The 15,844-nt window shown below is 45.6% G+C and carries 15 protein-coding genes; 5 read left to right on the top strand and 10 right to left on the bottom strand.

All coding sequences use genetic code 11. The annotated features are described in order from the left end of the window. Positions 1 to 2,389 (bottom strand): efflux RND transporter permease subunit (locus tag VIM72_RS09150; RefSeq protein ID WP_332002535.1); only part of this gene is annotated, 2,389 nt, incomplete at its 3' end. Between the two features lie 191 nt (positions 2,390 to 2,580). Between VIM72_RS09150 and recO the strand changes: the two genes are divergently transcribed. Further along, a complete protein-coding gene (gene recO / locus VIM72_RS09155; RefSeq protein WP_332002536.1) occupies positions 2,581 to 3,318 on the top strand; it encodes a DNA repair protein RecO in 738 nt (245 codons plus the stop codon). Here recO and VIM72_RS09160 read toward each other — a convergent pair. The 4 genes from VIM72_RS09160 to rsfS all read right to left on the bottom strand — a co-directional run bounded on the left by VIM72_RS09160 (position 3,290) and on the right by rsfS (position 7,375). Then, positions 3,290 to 4,114 carry a UDP-2,3-diacylglucosamine diphosphatase gene (locus VIM72_RS09160; RefSeq protein ID WP_332002537.1) on the bottom strand — a complete coding sequence of 275 codons (825 nt, stop codon included), beginning with the start codon at positions 4,112 to 4,114 and terminating at the stop codon, positions 3,290 to 3,292. The two genes, recO and VIM72_RS09160, sit on opposite strands and share 29 nt — an antisense overlap. Before the next feature lie 108 nt (positions 4,115 to 4,222). Next, entirely contained in the window at positions 4,223 to 4,858 is a 636-nt protein-coding gene (locus VIM72_RS09165; protein WP_142684243.1) for a LutC/YkgG family protein, read from the bottom strand. 8 nt (positions 4,859 to 4,866) lie between these two features. Beyond that, positions 4,867 to 6,894 carry an ATP-dependent zinc metalloprotease FtsH gene (gene ftsH, locus VIM72_RS09170; protein ID WP_332002538.1) on the bottom strand — a complete coding sequence of 676 codons (2,028 nt, stop codon included), beginning with the start codon at positions 6,892 to 6,894 and terminating at the stop codon, positions 4,867 to 4,869. A gap of 76 nt (positions 6,895 to 6,970) precedes the next feature. Beyond that, entirely contained in the window at positions 6,971 to 7,375 is a 405-nt protein-coding gene (gene rsfS / locus VIM72_RS09175; protein WP_142684245.1) for a ribosome silencing factor, read from the bottom strand. 158 nt (positions 7,376 to 7,533) lie between these two features. On the opposite strand from rsfS, the gene VIM72_RS09180 reads away from it, so the two are divergent. Beyond that, complete coding sequence (locus tag VIM72_RS09180) at positions 7,534 to 8,277, top strand: biotin--[acetyl-CoA-carboxylase] ligase (RefSeq protein WP_332002539.1); 744 nt, start codon at positions 7,534 to 7,536, stop codon at positions 8,275 to 8,277. Between the two features lie 278 nt (positions 8,278 to 8,555). Here the strand turns inward: VIM72_RS09180 and VIM72_RS09185 are convergent, their stop codons facing one another. Further along, complete coding sequence (locus tag VIM72_RS09185) at positions 8,556 to 8,774, bottom strand: hypothetical protein (protein WP_332002540.1); 219 nt, start codon at positions 8,772 to 8,774, stop codon at positions 8,556 to 8,558. A gap of 346 nt (positions 8,775 to 9,120) precedes the next feature. Between VIM72_RS09185 and VIM72_RS09190 the strand changes: the two genes are divergently transcribed. Beyond that, positions 9,121 to 10,059, top strand: coding sequence for an AraC family transcriptional regulator (locus VIM72_RS09190; RefSeq protein ID WP_332002541.1), 939 nt, complete (start codon positions 9,121 to 9,123; stop codon positions 10,057 to 10,059). 89 nt (positions 10,060 to 10,148) lie between these two features. Next, the gene (locus tag VIM72_RS09195) at positions 10,149 to 11,141 is read left to right on the top strand and encodes an aldo/keto reductase (RefSeq protein ID WP_332002542.1); all 993 of its coding nucleotides are present in this window, start codon (positions 10,149 to 10,151) and stop codon (positions 11,139 to 11,141) included. Positions 11,142 to 11,334: 193 nt separating this feature from the next. Here VIM72_RS09195 and VIM72_RS09200 read toward each other — a convergent pair whose 3' ends face one another. The 4 genes from VIM72_RS09200 to VIM72_RS09215 all read right to left on the bottom strand — a co-directional run bounded on the left by VIM72_RS09200 (position 11,335) and on the right by VIM72_RS09215 (position 13,986). Next, a complete protein-coding gene (locus VIM72_RS09200) occupies positions 11,335 to 11,673 on the bottom strand; it encodes a translation initiation factor (RefSeq protein ID WP_332002543.1) in 339 nt (112 codons plus the stop codon). Between the two features lie 20 nt (positions 11,674 to 11,693). Next, positions 11,694 to 12,575, bottom strand: a complete 882-nt coding sequence (locus tag VIM72_RS09205) for a diacylglycerol kinase family protein (protein ID WP_332002544.1) — start codon at positions 12,573 to 12,575, stop codon at positions 11,694 to 11,696. 10 nt (positions 12,576 to 12,585) lie between these two features. Beyond that, the gene (gene nadC / locus VIM72_RS09210; protein ID WP_332002545.1) at positions 12,586 to 13,437 is read right to left on the bottom strand and encodes a carboxylating nicotinate-nucleotide diphosphorylase; all 852 of its coding nucleotides are present in this window, start codon (positions 13,435 to 13,437) and stop codon (positions 12,586 to 12,588) included. A gap of 135 nt (positions 13,438 to 13,572) precedes the next feature. Beyond that, the gene (locus VIM72_RS09215; protein WP_332002546.1) at positions 13,573 to 13,986 is read right to left on the bottom strand and encodes a DUF4783 domain-containing protein; all 414 of its coding nucleotides are present in this window, start codon (positions 13,984 to 13,986) and stop codon (positions 13,573 to 13,575) included. 292 nt (positions 13,987 to 14,278) lie between these two features. Between VIM72_RS09215 and gpmI the strand changes: the two genes are divergently transcribed. Next, positions 14,279 to 15,802: a 2,3-bisphosphoglycerate-independent phosphoglycerate mutase gene (gene gpmI / locus VIM72_RS09220; protein WP_332002547.1), complete on the top strand. Its 1,524-nt coding sequence runs from the start codon at positions 14,279 to 14,281 to the stop codon at positions 15,800 to 15,802. The last annotated feature ends 42 nt before the right edge of the window (positions 15,803 to 15,844 follow it).

Here is a 15,844-nt window from a genome sequence, read left to right on the forward strand (position 1 = left end):
CCAACTCCCGGATATCAATATCCTCTTCTTCATCCAGCGGCTTCCACAACTCCTTCTTTTTAGCTTTCTTCAGTAATGCCTTTTCCATCCACAACAGCAGTGCCGGCAATATGGTCAGGTTGGTGATCATAGCCACCACCAGGGTCAGGGAGGTAAGCCAGCCCAGGGCCTTCGTGCCTCCAAACCCGGAAAAGCTGAAAATCATAAAGCCGGCAAACAGGATAGCAGAGGTATAAATAATACTTAATCCTGTTTCATGGATCGTTTGCTTTACCGTTGCACTGATATCAAAATCGTGACGTGGCAGCTCCTGCTTGAAATTAACAAGGAAACGGATAGTAACGTCAATGGCTATACCCAGCGCCACGCTGAAAACCAGCACAGTAGAAGGCTTTAAAGGAACGCCTACCCATCCCATCACACCGGCAGTAACCACCAGCGGAATTACGTTCGGGATCAATGATATGATCAGCATCCTCCACGAACGGAAAAGGTAAAGCATACAAATCAGGATCAATACAAAAGCCAGTATCACACTCTCCATCAACCCATTGATGATAAAACGGGTACCCTCCTGGAAAATAACGCTGGTACCAGTAAAGGTGACCTTATAGTGCGCGGTGTCAAAAATGGCAGTTGCCTTTGGCTGCAGCGAATCCAGTAACACCGGCAGCTTCTGCGACCCTACATCTTTCATATTCACGCTCAGTCGCGCTACCTGCCTGGTGCTGTCCATAAAGGAAGAAACCAATTTTGAAAAAGTAGAAGCCGGCCCGGCCGTATTACCTCCTTTCATACGCAGGTAAGGCGCCAGGAAACTCAGATCAAACTGGTTAGGCACCGCGTAGTTGGAGCTGTCGCCATTATAATACGCCTGCTTGGCAAACTTGATACCCTCCACTACGGATAACGGGCGACCAAAATCCGGTTGTGAAGCAATCAGCTGCGTCAGCTCATCCAACTTATTCAGCGTCTGCAAACTGATAACGCCATTCTTTTTCTTTGTATCTACCGATATTTCCAATGGCATTACGCCCTTGAAATTCGTTTCCAGGAACTTCAGATCCGTGTACAGTTTATCGGTATGGGGAATATCATCCAGCATATATCCTACGGACTGTAAACGTCCCATTCCCACAATAGCCACTATTACCAATGCCACCGTCACTCCGTATACCCATGGCCGGTATCTGAATACCAGCGTATTCAGGAAATCGAGTATGGCTCCGAAAAACCGGTTGTCCAGGTAAGTGGTGTGCTTGCTTTTAGGCGCAGGTAAATAACTTAAAACAGCTGGCAGGAAAATAAAAGAGATCAGGAAGATGAACATGATGTTTAACCCTGCCACCACACCAAACTCTTTCAGGAGGGCGCTATTGGTAAAACAGAACACACCAAAACCAATGGCGGCCGTAAGATTGGTAAACAGGGTAACTATTCCCATACGCTGTATCATATGCACCAGCGCCCTTGTTTTATTGGCATCTTTGGCATATTCTGTATGATACTTGCTCAGGAAATATACACAGTTCGGAATCCCTATCACTACAATGAGCGAGGGTATAAGCCCGGTAAGCAATGTGATCTTATATCCCATCAGCACAATGGTACCCACCGACCAGATCACCCCGATGGCCACCACAATCATCGACATCAATACCGCCCCAAAAGAACGGAAGAACAGGAACAGGATCAGTCCTGTTAACAGGAACGATATCTTCAGGAACAGCTTCAGCTCATCGGCCACTTTAACGGCCATGGCTGTACGAATAAGCGGTAACCCGCTCAGTCGCACTTCGGTATGCTGCTTTTCCTGGAAAGCATTGGCCAGCTTCGTGATTTCCTTCACTACTCCGGTACGCTTCGGGGAATTAAATACGTCCTTATTCACATAAATCGCCATGAGGTAAGCATGGGTATCAGGGTTATACAACAGCCCCTTGTAAAAAAGAAGCGTGTTGAAAACGCCGGATAAACTATCAATCACCGCCTGGTTTGTAAGATCGCCCTGGAAAAGCAAATTAGCCTCCAGCTTCTGCGTACTGTCATTTTTCACCAGGTTAACAGCCATCGGCACACTCATGATATTCTCCACTGCAAAAACATTCTTCATGTCCTTGTTCAGCTGGACATAATCCTTGAAAAAATCTGCCTGGAAAAATTTATCCGTTTGCACAGCGAGCATCAGCACATTACCATCTCCCCCGAATTTATTCTTGAACTCCTGGAATTCAAGAAATTTCTGGTTATCATGAGGTATACTGGACACATACTCGTATGACATTTGTACCTTACTGGCAAAATAACCCATCAAGCCGGTACCGGCGAGCAGTAGAAGAAGAAGCAATAATCGATATTTTAGCACAAAGCCTGCTAAACGTTGCCACATAAGGATTCCCTTTTTAGTAATGGGCGTAAAGGTAATTAAAATAGCTATTAGCTGTTAACCGGCAGCGATGAGCCGACTCCTTTTAGCTACCAGTTGTTAGGTTTTAGCTTTTAGCTGTTTCAATCGCCGGGTTTATGTTAACTTGCATGCCGGTTGCTTTCACAAACTGCTAACAGCAAAAGCCAGGAAAATTGCTTCACAAAACACGCGGCATCGTATTACGCACGGTAAAGTATGGCGACACCAGCCTTATCGTGAGCATATTCACTGAACTCTTCGGGGTACAGTCGTATATGGTGAATGGCGCACGTTCTTCCAAACCTAAAGCAGCCAAAGGCAACCTGCTGCAACCCGGTAATATCCTTGAGCTGGTGGTATATCACAATGATATCAAAAATCTTCAACGCATCTCTGAATACAAACTGGGCTTTCTTTACCACTCCATACATCTGAATGTGGTAAAGAATACAGTAGCGCTTTATATGATAGAGTTGTTGCAAAAATGCCTGAAACAACCGGAACAACAAACAGACCTTTATTTCTTTACTGAAAATATGCTGCAGCTGCTGGATATCTCCGACCTGCAGGTAGTAGCCAACCTGCCTCTGTATTTTACGCTTAAAATGGGAGAGCACCTGGGGTTCAGGCTTAACGGAAGGTTTTCAGAGTATACCCCTTATCTCGATCTGCAGGAAGGTACTTTCTCAGACCTGCCCCCGCATCACTCCAATCACCTGGACACCTATAGCAGCGAATTAACGGATCAGCTGTTTCAATGCACAGCAGTGGAGCACCTGGCGGCGATCACTATGAATAAAGAAAGAAGAAGGAAATTATTGTATGCGTACCTGGAATTTTTCCGGCTGCACCTGCCGGATTTTACGGAGATGCATTCCCCGCCTATTTTACATGAGATCCTGGACGCTTAATCTGCCGGCCAATCCCTGCAGCCTTTTCCCCCTCTTCGGTAAAAAATTTCAGGTCTACCGTATTGCCATCAAAAACAGCGTAGGAAAAATAATTCAGCCAGTCGCCAAGATTAACATACCTGCTGTTTCCCGGTAATGAAATATCAAGTGGAAGATGCCTGTGCCCGTAGATAAAATAATCGAAATGTTCTTTTTGCAGTATTTCTTTACTGTATATCGCCAGCCATTCATTTTCTTCTCCCAGGAAATGTTCCAGCTCCTGCCCGGTAGCAGAGCGGCTTTTACGGCTGAAATAATTGGCAAGCGCAATACCCCATGCAGGGTGAATGGCAGAAAATAACCAGCGGCAAAACGGGTTCCTGAATACTTTCTTCAGCATCTTATAACCATGGTCGCCGGGTCCTAAACCATCGCCATGACCAATATAAAACCGTTTATTGCCAATGGTATAGGTTTGCGGTTCATAGTATACCGGTATATTCAGTTCATCTTCAAAATATCCATCCATCCACATATCATGATTACCAATGAAAATGGAAATACCGATCCCTTTATCACTTAAAGCCGCCAGCTTGCCTAAAATGCGGGTGTAACCTTTGGGAATAACATGCTTGTATTCGAACCAGAAATCAAAGATATCACCTACCAGGAAAATATGCTGTGCATCATGTTCCACCTGCTCCAGCCATTGCAGAAGCAATTTTTCGCGCTCCCTGCTCGCAACAGGATTGGGAGCGCCAAGATGAAAATCAGAGGCAAAATATACCTTCTTATTGGCTGGTAATGCAATATCCATTCTTAAAATTATGAAGCTTTTAGTTTTTAACTGTTTCCCTTTAGTAAAAGAAACGATACATCGCCCCTGGTACTAAAAGCTAACGGTTAAAAACTAAAAGCCAATTATTTATTCGTCTACTAAAAATACGTATACTTCTTTGGGGCCATGAATCCCTACCACCAGCGTTTTCTCAATATCTGCGGTACGACTGGGCCCTGTTGCAAAGGATATCGCCGACGGGATGTCGTTACCATATTTATCTTTCAGCTTATTGAGCGCGTCTTTCAGATCAAAAACCAGCTGGTGCGTGTAGGCCACCACGATATGCACAGGAGCATACACCGGTAACGCCCTGCCGCTGGGTTGTGCGGAGCTCAGTACCAACGTCCCGGTACGCGCTACCAGGTATTCGCAGTCTGTGATAGCAGCATCCGCTTCATGCATAGTACCCTGGTTCAGCACAGGCAGATCCTGCTGGTGGATTGTTTTCAGCAGGGCAGGCGTCTGACAAAATACATTATGCCATTCTTTGTGTTCACAAAGCGCACGAAGGCTCTCCATCAACTCGCCTTTCCCTGTACAATAAACAAACTTTCCCTGCAACCTGGTAAATTCTTCTGCAAACTTTAATTCCAGGCTCTCATTCTCAGTTTTGAAAACAGACGAATTGCCCTCCGAATTAGGGAAGGGCAATTGTACTGACTGACTTAAAGCATTCCGTACTCTCTTCAGAATATTTTCCTTAGCAGGAGAAATCTTCATATCACTATTTACGCGTTAGCTGGTGACGGAGAAGGATTGATGATATCTGACGGATGTACTCCTTCAGTAGGAGCGCCTTCTTTACCCAGCTGGTGTTCCTTGTGGGTATCATAAGGACGTTTACCGATCAATCGTTCCAGGTCGGCCTGGTATAAAACTTCTTTCTTCAGTAATTCTTCCGCCAGCGCCTTCACCTGGTCCATTTTGGAGGTGAGCAGTTCTTTGGTTCTGGCATAAGCGCTCGCAATCAGTTTTCTTACTTCATCATCAATCATCTTGGATGTTTCTTCTGAGTAAGGCTTGGTAAATGACTGGTCGCTGTTTGGATCGTAGAACGATACATTACCAACTTTATCGTTCATACCATATACGGTTACCATTGCATAGGCCATACGGGTAATTACCTGCAGGTCGTTTTGTGCGCCGGTGGATATTTTGCCAAAAACCAGTTCCTCTACTGCACGGCCGCCGAGGGTCATACAGATATCATCGAGCAACTGTTCTGTGTTGTACAGATATTGTTCCTTCGGAAGATATTGCGCATAACCCAGCGCTGCTACACCACGTGGAACGATGGTTACTTTTACCAGCGGGTTAGCATGTTCCAGGTGCCAGCCGCAAATAGCGTGGCCGGCTTCGTGGTAAGCAATTACTTCTTTTTCTTCCGGGGAGATGATCTTGTTCTTCTTTTCCAAACCGCCTATTACACGGTCAATGGCGTCGTTAAAGTCGTCCATTTCCACCTGTGACTTGCCTTTACGGGCAGCAATCAGGGCAGCCTCATTACATACGTTGGCAATATCAGCGCCTGCAAAACCAGGCGTCATGGAAGCGAGTTTCTTTACATCCAGGTTGGGAGAAGTTTTGATAGGCTTTAAATGCACTTCAAAAATAGTTTCCCTTCCGGCCAGGTCCGGCTTATCAATAGAGATCTGACGGTCAAAACGGCCCGGGCGCAATAAAGCGCTGTCCAGTACATCAGGGCGGTTGGTAGCAGCCAGGATAATGATACCACTGTCTGTTCCGAAACCATCCATTTCTACCAGTAACTGGTTCAGGGTGTTTTCACGCTCGTCGTTGCTCATCATTACGTTCTTACCTCTTGCGCGGCCAATTGCGTCAATTTCATCTATAAAAATGATACATGGCGCTTTTTCACGGGCCTGTTTAAACAGGTCGCGGACACGGCTGGCGCCTACCCCTACAAACAGTTCCACGAAATCGGAACCGGACATAGAGAAGAATGGTACCTGCGCCTCTCCGGCCATCGCTTTCGCGAGGAGGGTTTTACCCGTACCCGGAGGGCCTACCAGCAATGCGCCTTTGGGTATTTTACCACCCAGAGAGGTATATTTTTTAGGATTTTTCAGGAAATCCACGATTTCCATTACCTCTACCTTTGCCTCGTCCAAACCAGCCACATCATTGAAGGTAATATTCACGCGGGTGCCTTTGTCGAACAACGTAGCTTTGGATTTCCCGATATTGAAGATGCCTCCCGGGCCGCCGCTGCCACCTGCAGGGCCACCCATTTTACGCATCAGCAGTATCCACAAACCAATGATCAGGATAATTGGTAACAGCAGCTGGAAGATTGGTTCAAACCAGCTCTGGCGCTCATCATATGAGATCTTTACCTGGTTTTCCACCGGAACGCCTTCCTGGGCTTTATCTATATCCTTTTTAAAACTTTCTTCGCTACCAATAGAAAAACGGAAGTGAGGACCGGGGTTCTCACCACCAAATTTACTTTTGTTAACGTCTTTAAACTTCGCCTCTTTAAGACGGTCATGTTTTATGTAGACCTCTACATACTTTTTATTTACAACAACCAGCTTATCAACATCTCCCGGTTTCAGATAATCGATCTGAAATTCCTGGAAACTGATTTCTTTGGTTGGGGATCTTAAATCAAAAAAGTTCATTGCGAGCAGGGCCACGCCAATAAAGGCGTACACCCAGTATATATTGAACTTCGGTCCTTTCTTAGGTGATTTCTCTGAACCCTTATTGAAGTTATTGCCTCCTTTTTCCATAATCTTACGCTCCTTTACGGATGTTTATTGCTATCAGAATAATATGAATAATTAAATTCTAAAACAAGCTGTTTGTTCAGTCCTCGGTGTGATCCATCCTGTCAGCATCGCTCCACATTTCTTCCAGATTATAGAACTTCCTGTTTTCAGGTTGGAAAATGTGCACTACCACATTCACATAATCAACCAGAACCCAGTTTTGAGAACCAAATCCTTCATGTTTGTACGGTTCTTCCGACGTATGTTTCTCCACCTCCTCTGACACATAATCAGCAATGGCTTTCACCTGGGTGCCTGAATTGGCTTCACATATTATAAAGAAATCGGCCACGGCTTCAGGAATCTGGCGTAGATCCAGGGACACGATATTTTCCCCCTTCTTATCCTGTATGGCCTTTATGATGGTGGTAAAAATTTCACTTTCTCTGGTCAGGCGTTGCTGCGCCTTCTTTCTCGTGCTCAGAACGGTTAAGGGTGCCAATAAATCTCGTTTTTGTTAAAAATAATCTTTAATTGTCAAAGTTACTAAACAAGCAGTAATATAAGATGTTTAATATCCGCCGCGGGGGGCCTGAAAATGTTAATTAAATAATAAAATGAATTACTTTTCGGGCCGGATACAGACTAAAAAAGATTCATGTGATAGGACACCCGTTTTATATATTAGACGAAGTAGACAGCACCAATAACTATGCCATGGCGCAGGTAAATTCCGGCCAGGTGACATCAGGCACAGCCTGGTTTACCAGCAACCAAACGGCCGGAAAAGGTACCCGCGGGAAGCAATGGCTGGCCCAACCCGGAGACATCAGCGCCCTCACAATCGCCCTCCAGCCGGCTATGTTGCCACTTTCAAGGCAGTTTATGCTCAGTGCGGCGGTAGCCCTCGGCACCACCGATTTCTTTGCTTCCCATGCCGGCGACGAAACCATTATCAAATGGCCAAATGATATTTACTGGCGTGACAGAAAGGCAGGTGGCATCCTGATTGAGAATGTATTACGGGGAAATATATGGCAATATGCCATTATAGGTATAGGGCTTAACATTAATCAGGCGGCCTTCCCCCCGGAACTTCCCAATGCGGTTTCCCTCCGGCAAATTACCGGCAAAACCCGCCAGGCGGAAAACCTGGCGAGGGAATTATGCACTTTCCTGGATAAAAGAATCCGGCAACTGCAACCCGCTAACTACGAAACCTTACTCAGTGAATACAACTCACGGCTCTTCCGCTGGCAACAGCCCGGACTTTACCGTAAAGACGGGGAAATATTTGAAGGCATCATCCGCGATGTATTGCCGGACGGGCACCTTTGCCTGGAAAGAAACGGCCAGATATTACAGCTGGGTTTCGGGGAAGTAGAGTTTATTATTACGCGGTAACTGCCTGCCCTGGTAAACATTTTGCTTCTCCTCCCAAGCCGGCTTCCGCGCTGCTGGCAAATCCAACATCAGCCAGGCCGCCGCTCCAGGTGGATAGGGTGCCTTTCATAACACCGGTCTGCTCCAGGTGGCCGATCGGCAAGAACATAAAACACCAACGCCGCCAACACCTGCGCAAACCAGTCGCCACCAAGCTTTTCTACCATACCAACCCCATTGCGAGCGCGTCATAAAGCACGGGAAAAAAATTTCACCCGGAAAAAATTATTCCCCAGCCATTATATCAGCAACGAATTAAAAGCAATGTGCGGAGTGGCCGGCAAATATCCTGCTGTCAGGTGATTCACTATATCCGGGCGCAGGCATTCATCACGATGCAGCTCATAATAGGGGCTTAGTACCGCAAACCGGAAAATCATCTTTATAATAATAAATGATAATAACAGCCCTAAAGAAGTGCGGTGATGCTCCGGTTGCCCGGTAATGCGATGTGTCATATGCAGCGACAAAAAATTTTAACTATTAAAAAAAACGGAAATACCTGCTTGCGTTGCAATGTATTTCCGTTTACAGATTTTAAAATTTCTTGTTCAGTGGCATATGTGGCAGGCCGCTCTACATAGCGATCATCAGGGCTTGATGATAACAAGATTTTGGTTGATAAAGGCGTTAACAAATTGTGAAATTTTTTCTGATTAATCAAAAATGAAATTGCAACATTGTTTCATTTATAAAAATAATCCAATACTATAAAGGATTTACAGGTACTCCATCTGGAGAAAAGTTAACATACGCGCAAGTAAGGTGGAAAGATTTTAACATAGAATTATTTAAATTTGGAGTATGTCTTCAAGTAAAAACAACTCCATTAAGCTCAAAACTTTCAACGACTTTAACGACGACCTGCTATTATACACACACAAAGAGGTAGCTCCCAAAGCGCCGTTGCGTGGAAGTTTCGCCGTACATGAAAGATCTGAGTATCCCTGCATGGACGAAGTCAGGGCCAGCAGGCGGGACTATTATAAAATCAGTTTCTTTACCAAAGGTTCGGGTATTTTTACTCTTGGTGATGATCGCTATGAGATCAACGGCCCTGCTTTACTTTTTATTAACCCGTTCGAATTAAAAACATGGCATGCTACTTCCGATGAACAGGAAGGCTACAATTGCCTGTTTACTGACCTGTTGTTTGAGTCGCAACCGAATCACCAGGAAAGCCTGTTGCAACACCCGCTTTGGCAGATTGGAGCCAAAGCTGTATTCACTTTAACAGACGAACAGGTGGATTATCTGCAATCCATTTTCCGGCAACTGGTAAAAGAATATCGCGAGAATGCCGCTTTTAAACATGAAGCCATTCTCATTTACCTGAAATTGCTGATGCTCGAAGGCAAACGTTTATCAACCCAGGCCAGCCAACCTAAACGCCAGCTAACAGCAGCACAGGCGCTTGCACATCGTTTTACCGATAAACTGGAAAAACAGTTTCCAATCGAATTTACCCATAATCAGTTGTCATTGAAAACAGTGAAAGAGTTTGCACAGGTATTAAATACGCACCCTAATCACCTGAATGCTTGTGTGAAACAGGCCACCGGCCGGACAGTGAGTGAGCATATCCGGCAGAGAATGTTACTGGAGGCACGCCTGCTGCTTATGCACACCGATTGGCAGATTGCTGAAATTGCATGGTGCCTGGGGTTTGAGGATCCCGGCAACTTTACGCATTTCTTCAAAAATCATAGCGGTATTTCCCCGCATCTCTACCGGGCGCAATAGCGCTTTGATATTAACAATTAATACTTTGCCTTTTACAATTCGAGGCCCTGTACCTGCATGTACATTTGTGTCAATAAAATTTTAACAATATGCAGTACAGAAAACTAGGTAAAACAGGCGAATCAATTTCCGCAATAGGACTGGGTTGCATGGGCATGTCGTTTGCATACGGCAGTGCACAGGATTTTAATGAAACAGAATCACTTGCCACTCTTGAGCTGGCACTTGATCTGGGCATCAACTTCTGGGATACCGCAGATATGTATGGCCAGGGAGCTAATGAAATCCTGTTATCAAAAATACTTGCTACCAAAAGAGATAAAGTTTTTCTCGCTACCAAATTCGGGTTCAGATATAAAGAAGACGGTACTACCCATTTTGATGGTTCCCCGAAATATATGAAACAGGCAGTGGAAGACAGTTTAAAAAGACTGAAAGTAGATGTGATTGATCTTTACTACACCCACCGGATAGATGAAACAATTCCTGTAGAAGAAACAGTTGGCGCTATGGCCCAGCTGGTGAAAGAAGGTAAGGTACGTTATCTCGGGTTGTCTGAAGCGGGCATTGATTCCATTAAAAGGGCCCAGGCTGTACACCCTATAGCCGCACTCCAAACAGAATATTCCCTGTTTACCCGCGATGTGGAAGATGGTATTCTGGCCACTACACGCGAACTTGGTATCACATTGGTAGCCTACAGCCCGCTGGGAAGGGGACTTTCCACCGGTGCTATTAACAGCGCCAACAGTTTGAAGGATGGCGATTTCCGTAAAAATTTACCTCGTTTCCAGGGAACTAATTTTGAGCAGAATTTACAAACTGTAAATGCACTGGAAGCTTTTGCCAAAGAGAAGGGCATTACCGCTGCTCAGTTATCGCTTGCATGGTTACTGGCACAAGGCGAAGATATAGTGCCTATCCCCGGAACAAAGCGCAGAAAATATTTACAGGAAAATGCCGCAGCAGCTGAAGTGAGTCTGACGGCAGATGACCTGGTTGCCATTGATGGCATTTTGCGTAGCAACGTCATTGCCGGCACACGGTATACTGAGGGTGGAATGAAGCTGGTGAACCGGTAGCGGATTTTGTCTGACTCAGGATTAAACTGATTATACTGATTAGCCGGATTTTATTTTTTGATTATAAAAGATTTGGGGAGATTCAGGCGAAAGGATTCGCTTAAATCTCCCCAAATCCATTTAAATCCAAAGTAGTCAAATCAGCGTAATCAGTATAATCAGTTTAATCCTGAGTCAGACAAAATCCGCTGCATTATTTAGTGCGCTTATATCCCCAGTCCAGCAGCCACTTTACTACTTTCTCCTTATAATCCCCCTGGATCAGGATTTCACCGTCTTTCACACTGCCGCCGGTGCCGCATTTTGTTTTGAGCTCTTTACCCAGCTTCTGAATATCTTCTTCTTTCCCGACAAAACCGGTGATAAGGGTTACGACCTTACCGGCACGTTGTTTTTTATCTAACGTAACTCTTAATATCTGCTCTGCAGGCGCAAGGGTAACTGCGTCTTCTTCCTGCTCTGGTTCGAATGAGAAGTTGGGATCGGTGGAATAAACAATTCCATTGCCTGGTGTATTTTTCTTTTTCGACATCTCTCTAAAATATTTAAAGGTTATTCGTTGACCACTAAATTGATCGCACCTGTTTGAATACGAATGCGTACCACGCCGTTTTCCGTGAGCGGTACCGCGTCTCCGTCTACCTGCAGGTATTGCAATGCACTGCTGCTGATGGTGATATCTTTACCGGTATAATGTTTCAGGTATCTTGTTTGATCGATATTACCCATCAGGGAAAAAACGCTTACCGGCAACAGGCTCATAATGCCTACAGGCGGCATTACACAAAGATCCAGCTGACCGTCGAAAACACTGGCTTTCGGGGCCAGTTTAAATTCATAACCAAACTGGTTGCCATTGGCTACAGTTAAGAGAAAGGCTTTTGTTTGCAGCACTTCTCCGTCTATCTCAATGCGGTATTCTGCCGGCTCGTAGGTATTAAAGCTTTTTAATACCAGCTTCGCATAACCAGATAAGCCCCGCTTGGTATTATGCCGGAACTGTTCTGCAATAAGCGCATCAAAGCCCACTCCCGCATTGCTGAGGAAAAGATGTTCATTGGCATAACCTACATCAATGGCACGTTGCTTATTGGCTACTACAAGGCTTAAAGCCTTATTTACATCCAGCGGGATTTTCAGCGCGCGGGCCAGGCCGTTGCCGCTTCCCAGTGGCAGGATGGCCATTGCGGTATTACTGCCTACAAGCCCCTGGGCGATTTCATTGATAGAGCCATCACCGCCTACTGCCACCACCGTATCAACACCGTTGCTCACTGCTTCCCTGGCAAGGTCTGCACCATGGCCCAGGTACGCCAGGTAGGTAGTGCTCACCTGGTACTGATCGGCAGGAAAATGCCTGCTGATCGCACTCTCCAATCGTTTTTCACGGTCGGTGCCCGCCTTGCGGTTAATGATAAATAGAATCTTCTTCAAAAAAACTGTTTTATAAAATAATGGCCTTCAGGCTCAGATCCAGGCTCACTGCATGATGTATGATAGCGCCCACGGAGATGTAGTCCACTCCCGTTTTTGCATAAGATTCAATGGTATCCAGCGTAATGCCGCCGGAGGCTTCTGTTTCAAAGCGGCCGTTGATCAGCTCCATGGCGCTAACAATATCAGCGGGAGTAAAGTTATCCAGCATGATCCTGTTCACCTGTCCTACAGCCAGCACTTCTTTCACATCTTCGAGGTTACGCGTTTCCACTTCAATGGCAAGCGGCAGGTGATGCGCTTTCAGATAGGCTACGGTATTGGTAACCGCTGCGGTGATGCCACCGGAAAAATCGATGTGATTATCTTTCAGCATAACCATATCATACAATCCCATCCGATGATTCACGCCTCCGCCTATACGAACCGCTTCTTTCTCCAGCATCCTGAAGTTAGGGGTGGTTTTACGGGTATCGAGTATGCGGGTATGATATCCTTTCAGTTTTTCCACGTAGCGGTGTGTAAGCGTGGCAATGCCGCTCATCCGCTGCATACAGTTCAGCACCAGTCGCTCTCCCATTAACAGGGTGTGTACGGCGGCCTCTACTTCAAAGGCGGTTTCCCCGGCCTTCATCGGATCTCCATCTTTCTTATGGGGCTTAAAAACGGTAAACATATCCAGCCATTTAAATATGGCTTCTGCCACTTCCATTCCGGCCAGGATACCATCTTCCTTAATTTTCAGCACCGCTTTGCCTTTGGCGGTGGGAGGGATGCAGGCCATCGTGGAGTGGTCGCCGCTCCCTATATCTTCTGCCAGTGCGCTTCTGATAAACGCATTCAGCGCTGCTTCATCTAACATATTGATTGTATTATCTGGTGTTCACGCGAAGAACTATGCTTTGTTTCTGAGCGCGAAAGATAGGTCAAAAATAAAAAGTGCCCCGCAATAAATTGCGGGGCACTGTGGTTTTTCAACTAATTTATGTTAGCATCTTTATTTATTCTCAAATCTGAGCTCGTTCAATACCATTGTTCCTCCTTTCTTTTGAAGGAAAAAAGAAACCCGGAAATTGCCGGCAGTAGTGGTCATATTACCGATACCAAAGCGGGAATTATCCCCTCCCTGGTGTACCAGTTCAAATGATTTAATCTGGTTTTTTGAAAAGAAATCTTTTAAAATGATTTCAGCCTGCGCCTTACTATAAGTATTTGATTTTCCGGCTATATTGATCTCTACATTATTATCGAGGTAACTGGCTAAACCGCTTACATCTCCTTTCTTAAGTGCCGCCACTACATCTTCGAACGGGCCGGCAACAGTGATTTCGATGGACCTGGCTGATAATCTTAGCGTTGTAAAAGCACCTCCCAACAACATAATCCCCAGCACCATCAATAGCTTCTTCATTGTCAGTTTTTTTATTAAAAATGTGATTTTCTCCAACTCAAATTAAAAGCGAAAACTATGCCAAACACCCTGCAAATCAACAAAATCACATTATAGTGGTAGCGCTTAATCTATAAATAATAACAGTTAGATAATATGTGTTTCATTTTGAATAACTATAATGCAACATCTGTTGGAAAAGGCCGGAGCGCTTATTTTTCGCGGAAGCTTTATTTTTGCAAAATATTTAAACCCTTTATAAGTACTTTCACCCTCTCGAGTGAATTTATATTAAACTATAACCAGATAGGATATGGAAAAGAAAAGAGCCATTCTCGTAATTATGGACGGATGGGGCGAAGGTAAAGTTCCTGCTGCCGATGCTATTGCGCACGCAAAAACCCCTTTTGTAAGCAGTTTATACAAACAATACCCGCATAGCCACCTTATCACCTGCGGAGAAGCTGTTGGTCTTCCCGACGGGCAGATGGGTAACTCTGAAGTTGGTCACCTGAATATAGGCGCCGGCAGGATCGTATACCAGGAGCTGCAAAGGATTAATGTGGCCATCCGTGAAGGAGAACTGGCCCGGAACCCGGTCCTTCTTGATACCCTGGCGCATGCAAAAAATAACAATAAAGCGCTGCACCTCATTGGCCTTGTAAGCGATGGCGGTGTTCACTCTCATATTGAGCACGTAAAAGCACTGGCTACTATTGCCCAGGCACAGGGGCTTGAAAAAGTATACATACACGCATTTACAGATGGCCGTGATACCGATCCGAAAAGCGGGTTGGGCTTCCTTGAAAACCTTTCCGCCCACCTGGAAAAAACAACCGGCAAGATCGCTTCGGTTACAGGGCGCTATTATGCCATGGACCGCGATAAGCGCTGGGAAAGGGTTAAGCTGGCCTACGATGCGCTGGTAAATGGTGTTGGTACACCAACCCAGGATCTGCTTACAGCAGTGAAAGCATCCTATGCTGAAGGCGTAACCGATGAATTTATTAAACCTATCATCGTAACAGATGCACAGAACAAAGCCATTGCCACCATCCAGGACGGCGATGCTGTACTTTGCTTCAACTTCCGTACAGACCGCTGCCGTGAAATAACACAGGTACTTACCCAGGAAGCATTTCCTGATTTCGGTATGAAGCCTTTGGATCTCTACTATACCACCATGACGGAGTATGACCGTACCTATAAAAATGTACATGTTATCTTCGAAAACGATAACCTCAATATGACCCTGGGTGAAGTGCTCGAGAAAGACCACTGCACACAGATCCGTATTGCTGAAACTGAAAAGTACCCCCACGTGTCTTTCTTCTTCTCCGGTGGACGGGAAAAAGAATTTGAAGGAGAGCGCAGGCTGATGGCGGCATCTCCCAAGGTAGCCACTTACGATCTGAAACCGGAAATGAGCGCCAATGAACTGGCAGACCTCATTGTGCCGGAACTACAGGCGAAATCAGCCGATTTCATAGTGCTCAACTTTGCCAATGCAGACATGGTAGGGCATACCGGTGTGTTTGAAGCCGTTGTTAAGGCCGTGGAAACAGTAGACCATTGCGTAGAGCGCGTAGTTACCGCCGCACTGGCAAGCGATTACACCGTTTTCCTGACAGCAGACCATGGTAACGCCGACTTTATGATCAATGCAGATGGTACTCCGAATACCGCCCATTCACTGAACCTGGTGCCTTTCTTTATTATCAATAAAGATTTCCAGGGCCCGGTAAAAGACGGCAAGCTGGGAGATATTGCACCTACTATCCTCCATTTCATGGGACTGGAAATTCCGAAAGAAATGACAGGGAACCTGCTCGTATAAAGCCCGCCTTCGGCGGGAAATTGTCTTGGAGCAGGATTAGGC

Origin of the sequence: Chitinophaga sp. (assembly GCF_036569185.1) — a bacterium.
Taxonomy (GTDB): Bacteria; Bacteroidota; Bacteroidia; order Chitinophagales; family Chitinophagaceae; genus Chitinophaga.